The sequence below is a fragment of the Flavobacterium sp. CF108 genome (assembly GCF_900129795.1).
GTDB lineage: Bacteria > Bacteroidota > Bacteroidia > Flavobacteriales > Flavobacteriaceae > Flavobacterium.
The window spans coordinates 110,677-133,357 of record NZ_FQWW01000005.1 but is presented as its reverse complement, the minus strand read 5'-3'; the positions used below and the strand labels follow the sequence as shown (position 1 = coordinate 133,357).

At 33.4% G+C, this 22,681-nt stretch carries 22 protein-coding genes and 1 tRNA gene; 9 read left to right on the top strand and 14 right to left on the bottom strand.

Features of this window, described 5'->3' with window-relative positions:
• Positions 1-2: 2 nt before the first annotated feature.
• Complete coding sequence (locus tag BUE10_RS14795; RefSeq protein WP_073486342.1) at positions 3-1,034, top strand: aldose epimerase family protein; 1,032 nt, start codon at positions 3-5, stop codon at positions 1,032-1,034.
• 181 nt (positions 1,035-1,215) lie between these two features.
• On the top strand, positions 1,216-3,144 hold the full coding sequence (locus tag BUE10_RS14790) for a glycoside hydrolase family 97 protein (RefSeq protein WP_073486340.1): 1,929 nt from the start codon (positions 1,216-1,218) through the stop codon (positions 3,142-3,144).
• Positions 3,145-3,220: 76 nt separating this feature from the next.
• Here BUE10_RS14790 and BUE10_RS14785 read toward each other — a convergent pair whose 3' ends face one another.
• The 3 genes from BUE10_RS14785 to BUE10_RS14775 all read right to left on the bottom strand — a co-directional run bounded on the left by BUE10_RS14785 (position 3,221) and on the right by BUE10_RS14775 (position 7,378).
• Positions 3,221-4,237 carry a PepSY-associated TM helix domain-containing protein gene (locus tag BUE10_RS14785; RefSeq protein WP_234984748.1) on the bottom strand — a complete coding sequence of 339 codons (1,017 nt, stop codon included), beginning with the start codon at positions 4,235-4,237 and terminating at the stop codon, positions 3,221-3,223.
• A gap of 135 nt (positions 4,238-4,372) precedes the next feature.
• Positions 4,373-6,754 carry a TonB-dependent receptor gene (locus BUE10_RS14780; protein ID WP_073486338.1) on the bottom strand — a complete coding sequence of 794 codons (2,382 nt, stop codon included), beginning with the start codon at positions 6,752-6,754 and terminating at the stop codon, positions 4,373-4,375.
• 213 nt (positions 6,755-6,967) lie between these two features.
• Positions 6,968-7,378 carry a VOC family protein gene (locus BUE10_RS14775; protein ID WP_073486336.1) on the bottom strand — a complete coding sequence of 137 codons (411 nt, stop codon included), beginning with the start codon at positions 7,376-7,378 and terminating at the stop codon, positions 6,968-6,970.
• A gap of 101 nt (positions 7,379-7,479) precedes the next feature.
• Here BUE10_RS14775 and BUE10_RS14770 point away from each other — a divergent pair, with 101 nt between their 5' ends.
• Positions 7,480-8,337: an AraC family transcriptional regulator gene (locus BUE10_RS14770; protein WP_073486334.1), complete on the top strand. Its 858-nt coding sequence runs from the start codon at positions 7,480-7,482 to the stop codon at positions 8,335-8,337.
• 162 nt (positions 8,338-8,499) lie between these two features.
• Positions 8,500-8,994: a hypothetical protein gene (locus BUE10_RS14765; RefSeq protein ID WP_073486332.1), complete on the top strand. Its 495-nt coding sequence runs from the start codon at positions 8,500-8,502 to the stop codon at positions 8,992-8,994.
• Positions 8,995-9,104: 110 nt separating this feature from the next.
• Here the strand turns inward: BUE10_RS14765 and BUE10_RS14760 are convergent, their stop codons facing one another.
• The 4 genes from BUE10_RS14760 to BUE10_RS14745 all read right to left on the bottom strand — a co-directional run bounded on the left by BUE10_RS14760 (position 9,105) and on the right by BUE10_RS14745 (position 11,768).
• Positions 9,105-10,043 carry a ring-cleaving dioxygenase gene (locus tag BUE10_RS14760; RefSeq protein WP_073486330.1) on the bottom strand — a complete coding sequence of 313 codons (939 nt, stop codon included), beginning with the start codon at positions 10,041-10,043 and terminating at the stop codon, positions 9,105-9,107.
• 339 nt (positions 10,044-10,382) lie between these two features.
• Complete coding sequence (locus BUE10_RS14755; RefSeq protein WP_073486328.1) at positions 10,383-10,733, bottom strand: cupin domain-containing protein; 351 nt, start codon at positions 10,731-10,733, stop codon at positions 10,383-10,385.
• A complete protein-coding gene (locus BUE10_RS14750; protein ID WP_073486326.1) occupies positions 10,733-11,353 on the bottom strand; it encodes an alpha/beta hydrolase in 621 nt (206 codons plus the stop codon). Before BUE10_RS14750 ends, BUE10_RS14755 begins: the two co-directional genes overlap by 1 nt.
• Before the next feature lie 124 nt (positions 11,354-11,477).
• Positions 11,478-11,768: a GNAT family N-acetyltransferase gene (locus tag BUE10_RS14745; RefSeq protein ID WP_073486324.1), complete on the bottom strand. Its 291-nt coding sequence runs from the start codon at positions 11,766-11,768 to the stop codon at positions 11,478-11,480.
• A 425-nt stretch (positions 11,769-12,193) separates the two neighbouring features.
• Here BUE10_RS14745 and BUE10_RS14740 point away from each other — a divergent pair, with 425 nt between their 5' ends.
• The 3 genes from BUE10_RS14740 to BUE10_RS14730 all read left to right on the top strand — a co-directional run bounded on the left by BUE10_RS14740 (position 12,194) and on the right by BUE10_RS14730 (position 15,003).
• Positions 12,194-12,964 (top strand): alpha/beta hydrolase, encoded by a 771-nt coding sequence (locus BUE10_RS14740; RefSeq protein ID WP_073486322.1) that lies wholly within the window; start codon positions 12,194-12,196, stop codon positions 12,962-12,964.
• A gap of 38 nt (positions 12,965-13,002) precedes the next feature.
• A complete protein-coding gene (locus BUE10_RS14735) occupies positions 13,003-13,824 on the top strand; it encodes an alpha/beta fold hydrolase (protein WP_073486319.1) in 822 nt (273 codons plus the stop codon).
• Between the two features lie 342 nt (positions 13,825-14,166).
• Entirely contained in the window at positions 14,167-15,003 is an 837-nt protein-coding gene (locus BUE10_RS14730; protein ID WP_073486317.1) for a class I SAM-dependent methyltransferase, read from the top strand.
• A 110-nt stretch (positions 15,004-15,113) separates the two neighbouring features.
• Here the strand turns inward: BUE10_RS14730 and BUE10_RS14725 are convergent.
• Positions 15,114-15,187 (bottom strand) — tRNA-Met (locus BUE10_RS14725).
• A 151-nt stretch (positions 15,188-15,338) separates the two neighbouring features.
• Between BUE10_RS14725 and BUE10_RS14720 the strand changes: the two genes are divergently transcribed.
• Both BUE10_RS14720 and BUE10_RS14715 read left to right on the top strand, forming a co-directional pair.
• A complete protein-coding gene (locus BUE10_RS14720; RefSeq protein ID WP_026727620.1) occupies positions 15,339-15,731 on the top strand; it encodes an START-like domain-containing protein in 393 nt (130 codons plus the stop codon).
• A gap of 54 nt (positions 15,732-15,785) precedes the next feature.
• On the top strand, positions 15,786-16,622 hold the full coding sequence (locus tag BUE10_RS14715) for an aminotransferase class IV (RefSeq protein ID WP_073486315.1): 837 nt from the start codon (positions 15,786-15,788) through the stop codon (positions 16,620-16,622).
• On the opposite strand, the gene BUE10_RS14710 is transcribed toward BUE10_RS14715, so the two are convergent.
• The 6 genes from BUE10_RS14710 to BUE10_RS14685 all read right to left on the bottom strand — a co-directional run bounded on the left by BUE10_RS14710 (position 16,619) and on the right by BUE10_RS14685 (position 22,604).
• Positions 16,619-17,179, bottom strand: coding sequence for a YqgE/AlgH family protein (locus BUE10_RS14710; RefSeq protein WP_053472839.1), 561 nt, complete (start codon positions 17,177-17,179; stop codon positions 16,619-16,621). The two genes, BUE10_RS14715 and BUE10_RS14710, sit on opposite strands and share 4 nt — an antisense overlap.
• Positions 17,180-17,308: 129 nt before the next feature.
• A complete protein-coding gene (locus BUE10_RS14705) occupies positions 17,309-17,581 on the bottom strand; it encodes an HU family DNA-binding protein (RefSeq protein ID WP_012022249.1) in 273 nt (90 codons plus the stop codon).
• Positions 17,582-17,761: 180 nt separating this feature from the next.
• Positions 17,762-18,709 (bottom strand): methionyl-tRNA formyltransferase, encoded by a 948-nt coding sequence (fmt, locus tag BUE10_RS14700; RefSeq protein ID WP_073486313.1) that lies wholly within the window; start codon positions 18,707-18,709, stop codon positions 17,762-17,764.
• Entirely contained in the window at positions 18,709-20,604 is a 1,896-nt protein-coding gene (locus tag BUE10_RS14695) for a RecQ family ATP-dependent DNA helicase (protein WP_073486311.1), read from the bottom strand. Before BUE10_RS14695 ends, fmt begins: the two co-directional genes overlap by 1 nt.
• A 65-nt stretch (positions 20,605-20,669) precedes the next feature.
• Complete coding sequence (locus BUE10_RS14690; protein ID WP_073486309.1) at positions 20,670-21,203, bottom strand: AAA family ATPase; 534 nt, start codon at positions 21,201-21,203, stop codon at positions 20,670-20,672.
• A 489-nt stretch (positions 21,204-21,692) separates the two neighbouring features.
• Complete coding sequence (locus BUE10_RS14685; RefSeq protein WP_073486307.1) at positions 21,693-22,604, bottom strand: alpha/beta hydrolase family protein; 912 nt, start codon at positions 22,602-22,604, stop codon at positions 21,693-21,695.
• Positions 22,605-22,681: the final 77 nt, after the last annotated feature.

Genomic DNA, 22,681 nt, shown 5'->3' with positions numbered 1-22,681 from the left:
ATATGAATCCTTTAAATACAATTGTATATAAGCCTTTTGGCTGGTATGCAGAAAAAGAAATTTTTAAATTCACACTTACAAACGTTCACGGGAATTATGTAGAACTGCTTAATTATGGAGCCATAGTAAAATCCATAGTAGTGCCGGACAAAAACAGAAATAAAGAAAATGTAGTTTTAGGATTTCCAACTTTAGAAGGATACATAAAAGATCAATCTTATATTGGAGCAACTGTTGGTCGTTTTGCCAACCGAATTAATAATGCCGAATTTTCTATTGAAGATAAAACCTATTATTTAGATAAAAATGACGGGAAGAACAATAATCACAGCGGTTCGGCAGGATTTAACAGCAAGGTTTTTGATTTTATTATAAAAGAGGATGCTGTAATTTTTACTTTAGAAAATGAAAGCGGCGACGGCGGTTTCCCCGGAAATTTAAAAACGAAAGTGATTTACAAATGGACGGATAAAAACGAACTTAAAATTGAATTTTTGGCTGTAGCTGATGAGCCAACACCAATAAACTTTACAAATCATTCTTATTTTAATTTATCGGCTTGTACTGAAAAAATACAAAATCATTATCTAAATATTCAAGCTGACAAAATAGTTGAAAGTACAGAAGATTATATTCCGACAGAAAGAATTATACCTGCAGAAAACTGTTCTTTTTACCATTACAAATTAGGAGATGTTATGAAAGATGGCGGACTGAATACGTATTATATTTTTAATAGAAATAATGTTGATGAAGATTCTGTTTGTGAATTATTTGAAGAAATATCAGGAAGAATAATGCGTGTGTTTACTTCTTATCCGGGATTACAATTGTATACGGGAGATTATTTAAACAGTGCCGAAATTGGGGAACATTCTAAGTTTTATGGACCTTTTGACGGTCTTTGTTTAGAATGTCAATATTATCCGGATAGTCCTAATCATGGACATTTTCCTAATACAATATTCAAAGCAGAGCAGGTTTATAATGAAACGATTACTTATGCTTTTGATGTTATGACTCTTGAAAATTAAAAATATTTATGCCACAGATTATGGGGATTAAAAAGGATTTTTTTTTGCCACTAATTACACAAATTTTCACTAATTAATTCGTGCTAATTCGTGTAATTCGTGGCAAAAAAACTTTACAATCTTTGCGAAAATCTATGCTTTAAAATAACAAATTTGAATTATCACCTTTAAAAATTATATAATGAGAAAAATGTTTATTCATCGAACATTGAGCTTACTGATACCCGCAGTGTTTTTTGTACTGACAAGCGGTAAAGCTCAAAACAAAGACCTTTACCTGAAGTCTAAGGATAATTTAAATAAAATTACTTTGTCTTTAACCGAAGATGGAAAGTTGTTTTATAAAGTTACCCGCAGAGATAAAACAATAATTCTGGATTCGCCGCTGGGATTGAATCTTGAAAATAATGATTTTACATCTGGTTTATCGGTTGTGAAAGTTTCGCCTATTGAAGAAAAGCGTGAAAAATATGAGCTTAAAGTCGCCAATAATAAAGTTGCCGATCATGTTTTTAAAAGTAAAAGCATAACGTTTAAAAACAAACAAGGAGCTTTAATTACAATTGATTTAATTGCTGGTCAGGAAGGTGTTGCTTTTAGATATAAGTTTACTGAGAAGGAAGAGAAAACCAGAGTGGTAAAAAATGAAATTACCGGATTTCATATCGATCAAAATGCAAAAGGCTGGCTTCAGCCCTACAACAAGGCTGGAGATTATACTCCGGGTTATGAGGATTTTTATGTGAATGTAAAATCAGGAGATCCAATAAACGGTGCTCGAAATGTTTCGGTTGGATGGTGTATGCCGGCGCTTTTTAATGTAAACGATGCTAAAAATTGGGTTTTAATTGCAGAATCGGGAGCAGAAGGCGTATTTCCGGGCTGCCATTTACAGCCGGATTCTAATGGTGGAATGTATAAAATTGCTTTTGCTGAAAAAGATGAAAAATTCACTTTGCCTTTACCGGACACAAACGCTTATCCTGAATCAAATTTACCGTGGACAATGCCTTGGAGAGTTATTTTGATTGGCGATAAAGCGGGAGATATATTATTATCAACTTTGATTACAGATTTGGCCCCGGCTTCTAAAATTGAAGATACTTCATGGATTGTACCTGGAAAAGCAGCCTGGTCATGGTGGTCGCATCCTGATGATTTTACACCAGAAATGTATAAAAAGTTTACTGACGTTTCGGCTTCATTTGGTTTTAGATACACGCTTTTTGATGCAGGATGGGAAAAAGCTAATAAAGAAGGAAAAATTATTGATCATGCTTTGTCAAAAGGAGTTCAGCCATTAGTTTGGGGATATTCAGCAGAATATTTTAATCCTGAAAAAAGGAAAAAAAGATTTAAGGAACTGGCGGATATGGGTGTAAAAGGCGTTAAAATCGATTTTTGGTGTTCAGACAGACAAGAGGTTATGAGCACGCTTCAATCGGTTTTTGAAGATGCTGCAAAAGAACATTTATTGGTGAATCTGCACGGGACAACAGTTCCAAGAGGCTGGCATAGAACATGGCCAAACTTTGTAACGGCAGAAGCTATTTTAGGAACTGAAAGTTATTTTTACGAACCAAGATTTCCTGAAATGGCAGCGCAGCAAAATACAGTTTTGCCTTTTACAAGAAACGTTGCGGGACCTGCAGATTATACTCCGTTTGCATTGACGTTTAGAAAGTTTACCCGTTTAAATACAGCAGTTCATGAATTGGCAATGGCAATGATTTATACATCGGGAATTATTCATTTTGCCGATTCTGAAGAGGTTTTTAATTCACTTCCTAATGAACTTAAGGATTTATTAAAAGAGATGCCGGCGACTTGGGATAAAACAGAATATGTAATTGCAGAACCGGGAAAAGAAATTGTTTTATCTCGCAAAAAAGATAATCTGTCTTATATTATTGGAATAAATGGTACTAATTCAGTATCACCAATTTCAATTGATTTGGCGAAATATGGTAAGGGTTTTTCTAAATTCAGGGTTATTTCTGAAGGTGCGGATCCGTTAATGGAATTTAAGATTTCAAATTATCCTATAACTTCAAAATGGCAGTATAATTTAGCTCCAAAAGGAGGATTTATTATTCAGTTTATAAAATAATTTGAAGATATTAAAAGTAAAAAAGCCTTTAAACGTTTGTGTTTAAAGGCTTTTTATTTCTATTGGCTGAAGGTTTTTAAGCTTTAATCTTTTTAGTTTTTTTCTTTCCTTTTTTCCACCAAATAATAAATCCGGTTATAGGAAGAGAAGCTCCAATCAAACTTACCAGACTCCAGATTATTTTCCCTGTAAGACCAAAGAAAACTCCTGTGTGTAAATCATGATTACTGGCTTCGTATACATCTGCAGCATTGTTGTCTTTGTAAAGTTTTGTGCGAAGCATTTGGCCCGTTTTTCCGTCAAAGAAAAGGGTGTTTTGATTTCTTGCCCAATCATTCGGATATGTCATTCTAACTCTCAATTCTCCCGTTTTTCTAATCGAAAATGAAACAGAAGTTGCTCCCGGATATTTTGAGTTGGCATTTTCGTATATGTTATTGTATCGAACCGGAATTGTGGTTGAATCAATTTTTTCTTTAGATAAAACTTCATCTCCTTTTCTAAGTTTGCTTCCGGTTACTATACTAACCGATTTTTTAACCGTATCAAATTTAAAGTACGTTCCTGAAAAAGCGATTAAAAGCAAAATAATAGAAGCATAAAAGCCTAAAACCTGATGCAGATCGTAGTTAACTCTTTTAAAAGAACCACTCCACTTTATTTTGAGAGACTGCTTTAATAATCGTTTTTGATTCGGAAACCATAATACAAGTCCGGTAATCAGCATGATGATAAAAATCACTACCGACCAGCCTTGAATAAATTCGCCAACGTCTCCAAGTAATAAAGTACGATGTATTTCGAGAACAATATTCAGCCAGTCTGAACTTTGCTTGTTAATTAAGCTTCCGTCATACGGATTAAAATAATAGGTCTTTTTCTTTTTGGTTGAAATTTGAACCGCTGCATTGGGTTCTTCTCTGTTTACTTTTAAAGCTGTAATTTTCTGTTTAGGTTCCAGTTTTTTATAATTTTCAATTATAGTTTTTAATCCTATAAATGATTTTTCCTGAACCGGAACATGCAGATATTCTTTCTGTGAAAAATCACGGATTTCTTCTTCAAAAACATAAAGAAATCCAGTGATGCTCACTATAAAAACAATGAGGCCCGATGCTAAACCGAGCCACAAATGTATTTGTCTTATTGTCTTTTTAAAACCTTTGGTCATAACTTATTGTAAAAGCCAAATGTAAATAATATCAGTCGAAATAACGAACTGAGAATGTTAGAATTTAAAGGTAATATTTCCGGTAACTCTCGTTGGATTTTGAGCCGCTAAACGGTATGACCAGTATTTTTCGTTTGTTAAGTTATCTACTTTTAAACCTAATCTGTATTTTGGTCTGTCATAAAAAACAGAAGCATCTAAAACAGTGTATTCAGGAATTTGGAATTTAAAAGCAGCTGTATTAGTCTGGAAATATTTGCTTCCGTAAATTCCTCCAACACCAAATCCAAGACCAGATGCAGCACCTTGGGTTAATCTGTAACTTGCCCAAAGATTGGCAGTTGTTGGCGAACCAGCAGTTGTTGGTCTTAATCCGTTAGTAGTTGGATTTGATTTCGATAATCTACTGTCGTTATACGTATAACCAGCCACAATATTTAAACCTTTAATTGGGTTTGCAATAAGTTCAGCTTCAAAACCTTTACTCAATTGTGTACCATCCTGAATTTGAAAATTTGCATGATCTGGGTCATTACGCGTTACGTTAGTTACTTCAATATTATAATAACTCAAAGTAGCACTAATTTTACTAAAGTCGAATTTAACTCCTCCTTCTAACTGATTCGCATGGTTTGGTTTAAAAACATCTCCGTTAAAATCTGAACCGCCGACATTATTAAATCCGTTCATGTAATTAGAGAAAACAGAGATTTTCTCTTTAACAATTTGATAAACCGCTCCAAATCTGGGAGAAAATGCGGTTTGGTTGTAATTCCCCGTAGTAAGATTAGTAGCTGGATAATACAATCCTTTATTAATATAACGGTCAGCTCTAAGACCAGCCATTACAATTAATCGATCAGTAATATTCAATACATCAGATATATATGCGCTGTATGTTCTTTCGTTGTTAGATGTATAATTTGTGTAAGTAGCTGTTGCAAATAATGGCTTTATTTTATCGATGGTAAAGTTATTATAAGCATCTCCCGGTGTTCTAAAATTGATAGCCGGCATATTTACCGTTGCATCATTACGCGTTGCACGTACGCTGTAGAAATCTAAACCTGCTACAACTCTGTTGCGTAAGCTTCCAATTTTGAAATCACCATTAAAGTTTTGCTGAATATCTGTACCGTAATAAGGAAAGTCTTGATTTGTAACTTGTTGTCTTAATGTTTCGTTGCTCATAGCTGTCAATGCTACAGTATATCCTTCTGATGATGATCTTGTACGCGAAACAATTGTTTGTGACGTCCATTCATCTGAAATTTGATATTTTAACTGTGCAAATATATTATACTGCTGAGCCGTGTAATTTACAGTATTGTTAGCAAATGAAAGTTTATAAGGAATTTCCATTTCTTCAATGCTGTGTGCAGTAGCACCAGCTCCGGTAAAAGGAGCTAATCTCGTTGGTGAAACTCCTTTTGATGCACTAAACTCAGCATCAATAAGTAAAGTAAGTCTTTCGTTTACCTGATAAGAAAAACTTGGAGCTATAAAAAAGCTTTTATTAAAACCTGCATCCTGAAAACTTCTTTCGCTATGCAAAGCTGTATTAATTCTAAAAAGAGCTGTTTTATCATCATTAATTGGTGTATTAATATCGGCTGTAAAACGATTTAAATCCCAATCACCTGCAGAATACGATACTTCACCTTTAAAGAAATCAAAAGGTTTTTTTGTTACCCTGTTAAACAAGCCACCAAAAGAAGAAATCGTGCTTCCAAACAATGTTGCCGATGGCCCTTTGATAACTTCAATACGCTCTAAGTTAGAAGGATCAATTGAATTATAAGTAAAACTTCCAACTCCGTTTCTTACTAACTGAGGTGTTACAAATCCTCTCGAAATATTAGTCGATCTTCCCTGGTTTCTAACCTCAGAAATACCTGCACCCGGAATGTTTTTAAAAGCACTATTATAATCCGTGATTACCTGCTCCTTCATAAGTTCTTTACTTACAATGCTGTAAACCTGCGGATTTTCCATATTTTTAAGTTTCATTTTAGAAACCTCTTCACTTTCTTTTCTTGCAAATCGGTTTCCTCCAGAGCTTACAATAACTTCCTCTAATTTTTGTGAAGTATAAGCAAGTTCAAAATCAAGAGTTGGATTTGAATTGTTTTGATCAACCAAAACAGAAGCCGGAGTAGACTCATAACCGTTTAGTTTTATTTCAACTAAATACGTTCCAAAAGGAATGTTTTTTAGTAGATAAGTACCATCAGAATCTGTTGTTGCTATTTTATTTAATTCTGAAATTTTTACCGTAGCACCTTGTAAAGGATTTCCGTCTTTCAGGATTGCTTTACCTGAAATAGTTCCCAAAGTTGACTGAGAAAAAGCAGTTTCTGAACACAAAAAGATAGTCAGGAACGCTAGAAACACTCTTGTTAAAACATTGTTTTTAAGTGTTTTAAATGTTGTTTTCATGTGAGATTTAGTAATTTATTCTTATTTAGACTGATTACAAATATATAAATAGAAGTATAAAATCATATAGCAGCATTAAAATTTTCTTAAAATAATATTAAAAATAGTAAGGCGAAAAATTCAGAAACTTAAAATTGATAGTCAGGAATATATAAAAAGAAAAAACCTCATTGTAAAATGAGGCTTTAATTTTAGCGAAGAAAGTAACTAATGCTAATTTTGAGCGTTAAATTTTGCGATAGCTTCTGCCGTGACTGGTGTAAATAAATTCACAAGATTACCGTCGGGATCACGAAATAAGAATGATTTATTGCCCCACGGCATTGTAGTAGGTTTTTGAACGATATTATTTTGAAGATAATCTTCTAGTCTAATATAATCTTGTTCTACATCTTCTGATCTAAATTCTATAATAACACTGCTGTTTTGAGCTGGTTTTGCAACCTCATCGCCGCCAAAAAAAAGTAAAGTTTTGGTACTTCCTATTGCTAATGTTGTGGTAGGTGTTTTAAGTTCGGCAAAATCTGGGGTATATTGTATTGCAGTTACACCAGTAACCTGCTCATAAAATTTCACTAGTTCCTCTAAACGGGCAGTAATAATGCGAATCGATACTAAATTCATATCTTTATTTTTTTAAGTTATAGGACAAAAGTAATGGGGCATTATGACAGCTGTTTGTCAGGAGTCTTGAACTTTTTTCCAAAGAAGATAAATAAAATGATATGATAAACGATTATAAAAAACACGATCTATATGGCAAGACGCTAATTCAGAAAATTGAATTAACGCCACCGTTTAATTTTGATTTTCCGGTTACGGAGCAGGCTTGTTTTTTATATATAAAAGGAGGAGATGTTGAATATCAAATCGATGATGAACAAATTCACGTTGCTACAAATTATTCGTTATTACTGAACTGTATAAATTCGGGAAAGCAAATACACAATTCAAAATCAAACAGTAATTGTGAAATCGTGATTGTTACGTTTTATCCGGAAATATTAAAAAAAATATACGACAGAGAACTTCCGTTATTGCTTCAAAAACCTAAGAATGTAATATCGAATAAATCAAGTGAAAAAATAAACAACGATTTTCTAATTCAAAAGTACATTGAAGGATTATTGTTTTATTTTGAAAATCCTTCATTGATCAACGAAGATATTTTGGTGCTGAAAGTAAAGGAGATTATACTTTTGCTTTCTCAAACACAAAATTCAGAATCAATACAACTGATATTGTCTCAGCTTTTTTCTCCTACGACTTATACTTTCAAACAAATAATTGATGCAAATTTGTTTTCGCAGTTAACAATTGAAGAACTGGCGCAGCAAAACAATTTAAGCGTTTCATCATTCAAACGTGAATTTGCAAAAATATACCACGACACACCAGCCAATTATATTAAGGCTAAAAAGCTGGAAAAAGCTGCCGAATTGCTGCAAGTTTCTGATCAGCGTATTACTGAAATAGCATTTGACTGCGGTTTTAATGATCTGGCAAATTTCACTAAAAGTTTTACCAGCAAATACAATGTAAGCCCAACAAATTACCGCCAAAAACTGAATAACAAAGAGTAATTGTAAAACTCATTTTTATAATATTTAAGCATCTTTCATTTATTTGAAGGATGCTTTTTTTGTGAACCAAATTGCCAAATAGTTGAACTAATTGACAAAACCATTCTCCTTGATCTATCGGAAGTTTGCTATGTATTTTAAAACAAATTTAAATCATAAAACATGGGATTATCAAGCTTAGGAATTTTTCACACCATTATAGGTGTTGCCGCAATTGTAGCGGCAATAGTAGATTTTATCAAATATGGTAAAATCAATTTGAACACATTATCCGGTAAAATATATTTTTACGGAACAGTCGTAACCTCACTAACTTCATTAGGAATCTCAAAACATGGCGGATTTAATCCGGGACATGTCTTTGCTATTTTTATTATCGTTCTAGTATTAGCAGCTTATTTTCTAAATTCAAAAAGAAAAAACAGCGGAAGAGCGCGTTATTTTGAAAATTTCTGGTTGTCTTTTAGTTTTTTTCTTTCACTAGTTCCAACGGTTAATGAAACTTTTACCAGAGTTCCGGTTGGGCATCCGCTGGCTAAGGATATAACAGATCCGGTAATTGGGAATACACTTCTTGTTTTATTGTTACTCTTTGCAGCCGGTTCAATTTATCAGTTTAAAAAACAGAAATCCATCAATAAAGCATCAGGACTTTAATTAAGAGAGATATTTTTATTGAAAAGAAAATCTAATCTTTTTGATTTTATACCAATAAAAAACCCTTAAACATTTCTGTTTAAGGGTTTTGCCTTTTTCTAAAAGTATCATTAATTAATTTTAACCAAATGATTTTCGATAGCAGCTCTATGAGATTCGTATTGAGCAGGAAGTTTTAAGTTTTGACCTAATTCTTCTAAGCTTTCATCTACAGTAAATCCAGGATTATCTGTAGCAATTTCAAATAAAACTCCTCCCGGTTCTCTAAAATACAAAGAATGGAAATATTGTCTGTCTATCTGTGGTGTAATTGACAATCCGTAAGCTTCGATTTTTTCACGGAAGTGCATTAAAATTTCATCATTTTTTACTCGGAAAGCAACGTGATGAACAGTTCCATTTGCGTTTAAACCGCGTTTTTCATCAGCCAATTCTACCAAGTCAACAATTGCAGCATTTTCTACAGTATCTGTAGCATAACGGTAACGGTTTACATCCTGATCGATCAATTTGTAACCAAATATTTCCGTTAAAATTGCAGCGGTTGGTTTAATATCGTTTAAAGTCAGCGTAATGTTATGAAAACCTTTTGTAGCCACATCTGCTTTTACTTCATCTGTTTCCCAGGCTTTTCTGTTATCGTCTGTTTTAGATTCGATTAATTCTAATTTTAAACCATCAGGATCTAAGAAAGTAAGATATTTTTCTCCGAATTTTTCAGCTGGTTTATTATAAATTACATTGTATTGTTCGAAACGTTTCTGCCAAAAATCCAAGCTTCCTTTTGGAACAGAATATCCTATTTCTGTAGCCATTCCAGAACCTTTTCTTCCTTGCTGAATTCCTTCTCCCCAAGGGAAAAAAGTTAAGATTGTTCCGGCACTCCCAACCTCGTCGCCAAAGTAAAAGTGATACGTTCCCGGATCATCAAAATTTACTGTTTTTTTTATGAAACGTAATCCTAAAATATTGGAGTAAAAGTTGAAGTTTCTTTTTGCGTCACCTGCAATTGCAGTTATATGGTGTAAGCCTAAAATTTTATTTTCCATGGTATTGTATTATTAAATTGTTATTGATTTCTTATACAAATTTACCTCCATTATCGCTCTGGATCGATTAACCTAGATTAAGAAATAAAAGCCTCTTTTTATTATTCGTAAACCAATAACCAAATAGCATTCCAAGTGTGCTATTTGTTTGTTTATTAGTGTTTTACTTGTGTTGTGGTTTTTTGTTTTTACGATATATCGCAATTTTATAAATGAAGTTGTTTTATTTAGAAAATCGATAATAATCTAGGGAAGACTATTTCTTAAATTTTTGTAATTGCAACATAAAATACCAAACTAAATAGTGGTAAATAAAAAAGCCGACAGAATGCCGGCAGTTTATAATTTTATAAATATTGATTTTCGAAGTTTGAGTTCAATATTTTTTGTTTTGTGTCCTTTTCCGGTGGTATCTTCAACCAAGAGAATAGATCCAGTCTCAAACTTTCTTTTTTCTCCTAAAGAAGTTTCGATTTCTACACCGCCTTCCAATAAAACAATGTACTGACGGTCTGGCGCATTGTGAAAATCATAGTCATAAGAAGGTTTGACTTCTCTAAAAACGATAGATTTTACAGGTTCATCATCAGATAAAAATCCGATATCGCCATTGTTTTTCAACGGAATTTCAAAATCTTCAAAATGACTTTCGCCATTATTATCGCTGTAAACTCGTGTTATCGTAATCATTATCTTTTATTGAAAATCAATGCATTTGCACAATCTACTTCGTCCTGACTTATGGTATGTCCCATATTTGGATAGATTTTTTTAGTAACGTCAGCTCCTAATTTTTGAAGAAGTGCTTCAGATTCATTTACTCTTTCAACAGGAACATGAAAATCAGGATCACTTGTTCCAATGAAAATTGGTGTATTTTCGAAGTTTCCGGCATAATGATTTTCATATACTTTATCGCCAATAAGCCCGCCTGTAAAAGCGACAACGCCTCCGTATTTAGCAGCATTTCTGGCTGTAAATTCTAAAGCAAGACAAGCACCCTGCGAAAATCCAAGAAAATAAATGTTCTCTTTTTCGATTCCGTTTTGCTGAATTGCCACCACCACCTGATGAATAGCTTCTAATGATTTTGAAAAAGAAGGTTCATTTTCATTAAGAGGAACTAAAAAAGAATGTGGATACCAGGTTCTGTTTTCGGCTTGAGGTGCTACTAATGCAAAGCCATCAACTTTAAGATGTTTTGCAATTGATAATATATCATGAGCGCCCGCACCACGGCCATGAATCATAATCAAAGCTTTTTTAGCTTCGTTTAAAGGAATACCATCGGTTAAAATTTCTGTATTCATAATGTTATATTTTTAAAATTATGAGGCTGATTAAAGTGAATTTTTTCGCCACAGATTATAGAGATTAGTACAGATTTTTTAATCTATATAATCCGTATAATCTGTGGCCTATAAAAAAAAATAATTATTTTTTCCAGATATCCTGATATTCATCCGGATGTCTTGTGAATTGCGCATGAACATAAGGACAAAGCGCTAAAACCATTAAATTATTAGCACGAACATAAGATACCATTTCGTCCAAAAGTTTTTTTGCATAACCTTTTCCTTCAGCTTCCGGTTCAACTCCTGTATGATAAACTGTCAATAAATCAGGCTTAATACTTACCGTCATTTCACCTTGTTTTTTGCCATCAACATAAAGATTAAAAGCCCCATGTTTTTTCTCGTCTAATTCTAGTTTTATCGTTTCCATATTATTTCAGTTATAATTTGATGTTGTTAATTTCTTTTACAAACTTAGGCAATACACAAAAGTTTGTTGATTAATCTAGATTAAGAAAAACTTCACTAATCATATTTAAAATAGATTCTATTTGTTCATTATTTATATTTCACTATCAGCAAAATTTTTTAGCGAAATATAGTTATTAAAATAATTTTTTAAAAGTATATTTATTTGATTATCAATAAATTAGTAAATTAGCATAGTGCTTGCTTTATCTGTTTCCATGATTAGGCACAGGAAAGAAATCAGAATACTTCTAAAGTATTGGAATTCTTAAATAAAATGATTGAAATCTGATTTTTACTAGGTGCTTTGCCCGGATTATACTGCTAATTTAGAAGTAAGGTACGTCATATTTTATAAATCTCAATTACTCATTAAATATTAATCTTATGACAAAATCAAAATCTATTATTCTGATACACGGAAACTTTGTAAACCAAATTAGCTGGGAAAAGTGGAAGGACCGATATGAACAAAAAGGCTATACGGTTTACACGCCGGCTAATCCCGGACATGATGGAATTCCTTCTGACTTAAGAAAACAAGTCCATCCTGATCTTACCAAAACGGGTTTTATAGATGTGGTTGGCAATATTATTAAACTGATTGAAACCCTGCCCGAAAAGCCATTAATTATTGGGCATTCAATGGCAGGAATGGCAGCAATGAAATTATTAGAATTAGGTAAAGCTGCTGCGGCTGTAAGTATTGATGGTGCTCCTCCAAAAAATGTATTCCCTCCTTTTACAACATTAAAGTCAGTTATACCGGCATTTGGTTTTTTTTCATCCAAAAAATATTTCATGGGCAGCCGCGAATGGTATGACAAATGCTTTTTCAATACACTTCCGGAAAGAGACAGAGCAAATGCTTTTGATAGTATTGCCGTTCCGGAAAGTTATAAAGTAAGCCGTGAACTGGTGTTGAATTCTTTTTCTAATATTGATTTTAGCAAACCTCATAATCCCATTTTATTTATTGGCGGCGGCAGTGACGCTATTTTTCCTTCATCACTTACCACTACACTAGCCAGAAAATATAAAGACAGCAACAGCAAGGTTGACCTGAAGATTTTTGATGGCAAAAGTCATTTTATATGTGGTGAACCAGGCTGGGAAGCTGTAGCAGATTATATTTTGGACTGGTACGAACAATTATAAATTTCGATAATGCATACTAACAATTAAAACATAATACAATGAGCAAGATTACAGTTAAAGACGGAACAGAGATTTATTATAAAGATTGGGGTACAGGAACACCTATTTTTTTTCATCATGGCTGGCCATTATCAGCAGATGATTGGGATGCACAAATGCTATTTTTCTTAGATCAGGGATTTAGGGTAATTGCACATGACAGAAGAGGACACGGAAGATCTACACAAACTTATGCAGGAAATGAAATGGATACTTATGCTGCAGACGTGGCAGAACTTACGGAGTTTTTAGATTTAAAAGATGCTATACATATAGGACATTCTACAGGCGGAGGAGAAGCGATTCATTATGCCGCAAAATACGGTAAAAACCGTGTATCAAAGGTAATACTTATTAGTGCGGTGACGCCGTATATGATCAAAAACGAAGGCAATCCGGGCGGAGTACCAATAGAAGTATTTGATAATATTCGTTTTAATACGGCTAATAACAGACAGCAGTTTTATCACGATATTACTTTTCCGTTTTATGGATATAATAGAGAAGGAGCAGATATAAAAAAAGGAATTCAGGACAATTGGTGGCGTCAGGGAATGAATGGCGGGATTAAAGCACATTATGACTGTATAAAAGCATTTTCTGAAACAGATTTTACCGAAGATCTAAAAAGTGTTGATTTCCCTGTGCTTATATTACATGGTGAAGACGACCAGATAGTGCCTTATAATGTTACTGCACTAAGAGCGATTAAATTGGTGAAAAACGGAAAAATAATTACGTATCCGGGACTTTGCCACGGAATACCAACAACAGATGCTGATAAAGTGAATGCAGACATTCTTAATTTTATTAAGCCTTAAGTATTTTATTTAAAGATTTTCTATCAAAAAAAGGAGAACTTTACCCACTTACACATTCAGAGATTTATTTTATTTATAAATTTCTGAATGTCTTTTTTTAGATATGCTTTTTCTGGTTTGTTAATTTTTTCAAGAATATAAATCCAACTTTTTTAAATGTTTATTTGTTTAAGAGTGTAACTGTCAAATTTTCAATGTTTTATATTGGTTTTGTGTTGAGATTTTTTACCTTTGATGACTTCTGAATAAAAGAATCGCTTAACGCTTAGCCCCGAAACGTTTGCAGTAATGATTAAGAATTGAATTATTAATTAAAATTACAAACATTAAACAATAGGAGCTATGGAACAACATCTTCAGGAAATTCGGGAACAGCAAAAAACTTCATGGAATAAATTTTCTCCAGGCTGGAAAAAATGGGATAAAGAAATGATGGATTTTCTTAAACCAATGGGAGAAAAAATGATTGATCTGCTTGATTTGAAAGCAACAGATCATGTTTTGGATATTGCATCCGGAACAGGTGAGCCGGCACTTAGTATAGCCAGTTATGCTAAAAAAGTAACCATTACAGATTTATCTAATGATATGCTGATAATTGCAAATGAGAATGCTGAAAATAGAGGTATAAAAAACGTTGATTTTCTTAATTGCGACGTTTGCGAACTTCCTTTTTCTGATGAATCTTTTGATGCAGTCAGCTGTCGTTTAGGTTTTATGTTTTTTCCGGATATGGATCTAGCTGCAAAAGAAATTTTTAGGGTTCTTAAACCCGGCGGCAGAATTGTAACTTCTGTTTGGGATATTCCCGAAAAAAACTTTTGGGTCACTGCTATTGGAGGGGCAATTAACAGGAATATGGAATTACCTCCTCCCAATCCAGATGCTCCGGGTGTTTTTAGATGTGCAAAATCTGGATTAATAGAAGATTTATTTCATAATGCAGGTTTTAAAGAAATCAAGGCTTATGAAGTACAGGGAGAATTAAATTGTCAAACTCCGGAAAGATACTGGAGCATGATGACTGAAATTGCAGCTCCTGTAGTGGCAGCTTTAAGCAATGCAGATGATCAAATGCGGCAAAAAATTAAAACTGAAGTTTTAGAAATCGTTCAAAAAGCTTATCCGGATAAAGTTATTATTGATGGTAATTCTTTTGTGATCCTGGGAGTAAAATAATCTTTTCGAAACATTAGTCATCAAGTAATAAATGTTTTCTATGAAAAAATTCTGGATTAACCCAAATAAAAAACCCTTAAACATTTCTGTTTAAGGGTTTTGCCTTTTTGTAGCGAGGACGGGAGTTGAACCCGTGACCTCAGGGTTATGAATCCTGCGCTCTAACCAACTGAGCTACCTCGCCTGGACTGCAATTATTGAATTCCTGATTGCGGGTGCAAAGATAGAAATAATATTAAAGCTTACAAGAATAAAATGAAGAAAAAAAAATATTTTTAAAAACGCATTGTTTTTGGACATATATTCTTATATTTCGAAAAAATTAAAAGTAGCACATGGATTCAAAAATACGTTACGAAATCGAGTTTCCGATCAATTCTTCGCCACAATTATTGTATCAATATATATCAACTCCGTCAGGTTTATCAGAATGGTTTGCTGACAATGTTAATTCAAGAGGTGAATTTTTTACTTTCATCTGGAACGATTCGCAGGAAAAAGCACGTCTTGCTTCTAAAAAAACAGGTGAAAAAGTAAAGTTTAAATGGGTTGATGAAAGCAGTAAGGATACTGAATACTTTTTTGAACTCCATATTTTAGTTGATGAATTAACTAAGGATGTATCATTAATGGTAGTTGATTTTGCAGAAAAAGAAGAAGTAGGCGAAGCTAAACAATTGTGGGAGAATCAAATCTCAGACCTAAAACATCTTATAGGATCTGTTTAGTAAAAGTCTATTTTATGCCTTATATTTGCCCTGAACAAAATTCAGGGTTTTTTTATGATCAATTTTAACGGAAACATTGCACAAGAAGAAAATATACTAACTCAAAATCGTGCCTTTTTATACGGAGACGGCGTTTTTGAAACAGTAAAAATAATCAACAATAAAATCTTGTTTCTCGAAGATCATTATTTCAGGTTAATGGCTTCAATGCGTGTTGTTAGAATGGAAATTCCGATGAATTTTACAATGGAATATTTTGAAGAGCAGATTTTAAATCTTGTTCAGCAAAAAAACATTGCTTCATCGGCAAGGGCCAGAATAACTGTTTTTAGAAACGATGGAGGTTTATATCTGCCAAAAACTAACGAAGTTTCTTTTTTAATTCATGCAACACCGCTTGATAATACTTTATACGCTTTAAATACGGCCGAATACGAAGTTGATTTGTATAAAGACTTCTATGTGACAAAACAATTATTATCGTCGATTAAAACGACTAATAAAATGATTAATGTTACGGGAAGTATTTTTGCTCATGAAAACGGATTAGCGAATTGTATTTTAGTAAATGACACTAAAAATGTTGTCGAGGTTTTACAGGGAAATTTATTTATGGTTTCGGGTAAAAAACTAATTACACCTCCAATCTCTGAAGGATGTTTAAACGGAATTATGCGTAAGCAGATTTTAGCCTTAGCGAAGAAAGTGGAAGGTATAGAAGTAGTTGAAGAAATAATTTCACCGTTTGATCTTCAAAAAGCAGATGAATTATTTCTAACAAATGTAATCACAGGGATACAACCGATAAGCAAATATCGAAAAAAAGAGTTTACAAGTAATCTGGCTCATTTATTAGTACAGAAACTAAATGAATCCATATCCGAAAATTAATTCAGATATGGGTTTTCAGGTGCATTTGACCAAATAACATAATCACCGCCAAGTTCAATAATCTGCTCTTTCCAGAAATGGGTAGTAGATTTTCCAATAATTTTGTTTTTGTAATTATTGTCAGCAATGATCCAGGAGTTGCCCTGCATTTCGTTTTCAAGCTGATTTTCGTCCCAACCGGTATAACCTAAGAAAAAACGAATATTGTTCTTATTGATCGATCCGTCGTTAATTAAGTCTTTGGTTGATTCGAAATCTCCTCCCCAATAAATCCCGTTTGAAATCTCGACACTATTCGGGATTAAATCAGGAATATTATGAATGAAGTACAGATTGTCTTGTTCAACTGGGCCTCCGTTATATATTTTAAAGCTGGCTTCAATTTCAGGTATTAAATCATTAATAGTGTATTTTAATGGTTTATTAATGATAAAACCTATTGATCCTTCTTTGTTATGGTCTGCTAATAAAATTACCGATCTGTTGAATGATAAATCTCCAATTATTGAAGGCTCGGCAATAAGCAGGTGTCCTTTTTTTAATTTTTCTGAAATCATACGGCTACAATTTTTATTAAATTTAATCATAAATTTTTTAAATTCACAAAAAAAATCGTTAAACCGCACAAAAAAACCCTCCATAAGGAGGGTCTTAATTATATTATTTAGTTTAGAGAACTTTCTTACTTAGTTCACTGCACCTTCTAATTCAGCTCCAGCTTTGAATTTTACTACATTTTTTGCAGCAATTTTGATAGTTTTTCCTGTTTGAGGATTTCTACCGTCTCTAGCAGCTCTCGCAGATACTGACCAAGATCCGAAACCTACTAATGAAATTCTTCCGCCTTTTTTCAAAGTAGTTCCTACATTTCCTAAAAATGACTCTAAAGCTAATTTAGCCGCAGCTTTTGTAATTCCTGCATCAGCAGCGATAGCATCGATTAATTCTGATTTGTTCATAATAATTAGTTATTAATTGTTGGTTAAAAAAAATTGTTAATACACAAATTTAGTAGGAAATCCGTTGCGTGCAAGTGTTTTCTTTAATTTTAGCAATAATTGTTGATAACTTGTTTTTTTTGTTCATAAAGCGTGTTGTTTATCGATCAAAAACAGGTAAAAACCCCTGTTTTACTGACCTTAATAGACTTTTGCGCTATCAGAAAATGTTATCCCATTTAATAATTCTGCTACTTGCATTCGTTTCTTACCAGGTAATTGTAGACTTAATAACTGAATGAAGCCCTCTTTTATTGCAATTTTGATTTCTTTTTTATTACTGATTAAAGTTCCCGCTTCATAAGAATGAACCTCTAAAACCAGTTTGGCTTCATATATCTTTATATTTAATTCTTCATTTTTATCTTTCAAAAAGCACCAAGCTGCAGGATAAGGACTTAAGCCACGAATCAAATTATTGATTTCATCTCCAGATTTTGTCCAGTCGATTTTACAATTTTCCTTATTTAGTTTGTAAGCCGTTTTGATATCGTTATTATCTTCCTGAATTGTAGTAGTGACATTTCCGTTTTCAATCACTTTTAAAGTATCAATAACAGTTGTGCTTCCTAAATGCATTAATCTGTCGTGCAGCTGCCCGGCATTTTCTGTTGGTTCAATAACAATTTCCGAATTTAAAATCATGGCTCCGGTATCAATTTTATCATCAATAAAAAATGTTGTAACACCAGTTTTGGTTTCTCCATTAATAATAGCCCAGTTTATTGGAGCCGCGCCGCGATAATTTGGTAACAATGAAGCATGAAGATTAAAAGTTCCTAAACTTGGCATTTCCCAAACTACTTTTGGTAACATTCTAAAAGCAACAACAATTTGTAAATTAGCGTTCAAAGCTTTTAATTCTGCCAAAAAACTTTCGTCTTTTAAATTTGTTGGCTGTAATAAAGTAAGATTATTTGCCAGAGCATATTCCTTAACAGCCGAATATTTTATTTTTTGTCCGCGTCCAGCTGGCTTGTCTGCCGCTGTAATAACGCCAACAACTTCGTAATTGTTTTTAATAATGGTGTCCAGAATGCCAACTGCAAATTCTGGAGTTCCCATAAATATAATTCGTAATTTTTCCATTATGATTTTAAAGCGTATTTATTATTGGCCAAAATAATGATATGATTGTTTTCAAGTAATTCCTGAAGAACCTCAATAACATCTTTAGCATCTAATTTTATTTGATTCTGAATTTCGCGCGAAGTTAGTGCAGTTGCCTTTAATAAGTGAAGAATTTTATCGGCAATTGAATCAGCTTCGGTGATTTTTCCTTTTTGAGTAATACAGAAAGAGCAAACGCCGCAATTCGATTTAGTTTCTTCTCCAAAATAATCCAAAACCAATCGGTTCTTGCACGTTTTATCTTCCTTTATATAATAAAGAACAGATGAAAGCTGATCGCGTTTTAGTTTGTTTTGTTTTTCCAGATATTTTGAAACTCTGTTTATTGTCAAATCATCTTCGCGTACTTCATTAAATAAAATCGTTGCATCGTTGTTTTTAGATTTGTATTCAATAATATCTTTCTCTTTTAATTTTTCTAAAAGATTCGTAACCTGTTCTTCGGTGTGATTTGATTTTTTTGCAATCAGCGAAAGATTAAGCGGTGTTTTCATTTCATGAATTCCCGGATAGGTTCTTAAAATAGCCAGAATAATTTCTTCATCATTCGGATTCAGGCTCATGTATCGAATTACTTCTTTCGATTCGATTAAAAACTGCATTGAAACTTTTTCTGAAAATTCCTGAGACATTGTGATGATCCCCTGCTGATTTAAAAACTGCAAAGCATTATACGTTTTCAAAGTAGGGAAGTCGTATTTATGGCAAAAATGATTCATTTTAAAAGAATACGAATCGTCTAAACCTTCGCCGTAAGCAATCTGAAAATAATTACACAATTTAATGTACATCGTTTTCAGAAACTTTTTATCGGGAAGAACACTTATAAATTGCTGTTCTGTTTGATTTGCATCTGAATTATTAAATAATAAAACCGAAAATGATTTTTCGCCATTTCGTCCCGCACGTCCAGATTCCTGATAATAGTTTTCTAAGTTTTCTGGCAGTTGCGTATGAATAACCGTTTTTACATTGTCTTTGTCAATTCCCATTCCAAATGCATTGGTGGCTACAATGACCTGCGCTTGTTCTGACATCCACAATTGCATATTCTTATCTTTTTCCTGAGCCGAAAGTCCTCCGTGATAATATGTTGCCCGAAATCCCAACGATTGCAATTGCGTTGACATATTCAAACACGATTTTCTGTTTCGGACATATATAATAGACGGCTGCGGATTTTTCTTCAAAATCTGTTCAACACGATATAATTTGTCTTCAACTTCAAAAACCATGTACGCAATATTCTTTCTTTCAAAAGACTGTTGAAAAAGTTTGGTGTCTTTTAATCCCAATTCGGTTTTAATATCTTCGACAACTCTTGGTGTTGCAGTTGCTGTTAAGGCTAAAAATGGAATTTTAGGAAAGTATTTTTTAAGTTCTGAAATTTTTAAATAAGCCGGTCTAAAATCGTGACCCCATTGCGAAACACAATGAGCCTCATCAATAGCAATTAAATTTATAGGAAGATTTTTAATGCGCTCTAAAATCCAGTCAGACTGTAAACGCTCTGGTGAAAGATAAAGGAATTTATAATTTCCGAATTGGCAATTATCCAGAAGATCAATAATTTCTTCTGTGTGAATTCCGCCTGTAAGGGCAATCGCTTTAATATCTCTTTTCTGCAAATTCGCTACCTGATCCTTCATCAGGGCAATTAAAGGAGAAACTACCAGACAAATTCCATCTTGCATCATCGCCGGAACCTGAAAACAAATCGATTTTCCGCCTCCAGTTGGCAGCAGTGCAAAAGTGTCTTGCCCTTCTAAAACCGAATCAATAATTTCTTTTTGCAACGGTCGGAAACTTTGGTGTTTCCAGTATTTTAAAAGAATTTCCTGTGCGTCCTGCATGGCCTGTGTTTTAAAGTTAAAAATGTAGAAATCAGTTTCTAGTTTTGCAACTTTAAAACCGGCTGCTAAATTTTGTCTAAGATATAAAGAATTCTGTTTTCAACCGTATCTTTCGGAACCTCAATTAAATCGTAACCATATTTTTTATACGTTTCAATTAAGTGCTTCTGAATCGTAAGTGCCTGCTCGAAATTTTCATAACGCTCAGTGTCGCTCTGATAAATTTCTTCCCAAGGCGGTAAAATAAAAGTTTTAGAATATTTATAATTCTCACATGCTTTTACAAAATCTTCGGGATATTCATCGCCAATATAATCCATATAAGCCACAACATCAGGAATACCGCGATCTATAAAAACGATAGTATCGGGTTCTTTTTTAGCGTTTTTAAATTGCTGAATACGCCCTTCTAAAAGCATTTCGCTAAACAATAAAGGCTGTTCCAGAAACAATTGTTCGACGCCTCTTTTTTGGGCTTCGAGTGTAACTTCTCTGGAAATTTCAGGGTAACAACAATAGCCACGAGCGACTAATTCGTTTATAAGCGTAGATTTTCCTGTACCAGGACCGCCAATGAGAACTATGATTTGTTTTTGCACTATTCTAAAAATAAAGCGCAAATTTACCTAAACTTATTCGTATTTAAAAAGAATATTTATCAAGAGCGAATAAATTAGCATTTTTGTTAGGTAAATATTCCTGCTGTAAGCTTAGGTTCGATATATATATTCTGGTAAACTGGACTGAAGTCCAGCTCTACAATATGGATCGTTCCTTCGGAACTGAATTGTGAAAAGAGCTGTGGGCTTGCTAAATATTGGGGTAACTGGACTGAAGTCCAGTTCTACAATATGGATCGTTCCTTTGGAACTAAATTATGAAAAGTATTTGGTCAATACTGTAATCATTACTGTAATCATTGGACTATGTGCATCTCTATAATATAGATTGTTCTTCTGGAACTAGATTGAAAAGAGAGCCATAGGCTCGCCAAATATTGTAGGGCTGGACTTCAGTCCAGTTTGAGAATGTTTGTTTTAGATACCTAGCCGGAAACAGAATAATAATTTTGACATGATCAAATTTTTCTAATCACAAAACAAATATTTCCCAGAAGCATTTCCTTTTTTAGAAGGAACAATCAAATGCGATTCAAATTTCTTTCCTTTCAAAACATCATTCACAAAATCCAGAACATATTGTTGACCGTCATGAAAAAGATAGCCAGAGAATTCATGTCCGCCGCCACAGAAAGTAATCAACTCAACATCTTTATGTAAATCCTGCATGTGATTGTAAACCGCATATGAACCAAATAAAATTAACCAGCCCGAAGCATTTGTTGGACAAGATCGGTGTGAACCAGCACTGTAAGGAACCGTATCGTCATTACTGCCATGTGCTAATAACATCGGAATTGCTTTTTCTTTGGTAATCAAATTGATATCCTGAATAGCGCCTGAGCCTCCAATAAATCCGGCATACTTAAAATTTTCCGGCAAATTGTTTTTGTATAAATTCATGAGTTTATAATCCCAAAATGAAGCGTGAAAACCAATTTCTGCCCCGGCACTAATTCCCGAAATAAAGATTTTCGAAGAATCAAGATTGTATTTGTCAGCGTTTTCAATTAAAAAGGAAGTAGCCTGCCACATATCGCTCACGCCAATTTGAATCGCTTTTATCTTTTCGGTTAAAACACCTTTGCATCCAAAATCTTTCCCTTTCATATATAAACTATACGAAATACTGGCAACCGCATAACCGTTTTCGGCCATAAACATTCCGAAGTTTTTTTCGCTCGTACGTTCTCCGCCAGAAAATCCACCGCCAAAAGCAAACATAATCAACGGGATTTTTTCGTTAGATTTTTTCTTTGGCAGATATAAATCTAAATCTAGTTTTAAAGTGTCATTTTGAAAATAGGTTAAAGTTTTAATTTCTTGTGCATGAATATTGTTGAATATGAGTATTATAAAAAGTAAAAGATTCTTTTTCATTTGTAATGGGATTTAGTCTCGTAATTTCGATAATTATGGGAAGCGAAGTAGCAAAGTATTTCAAATATAAAGGTTTG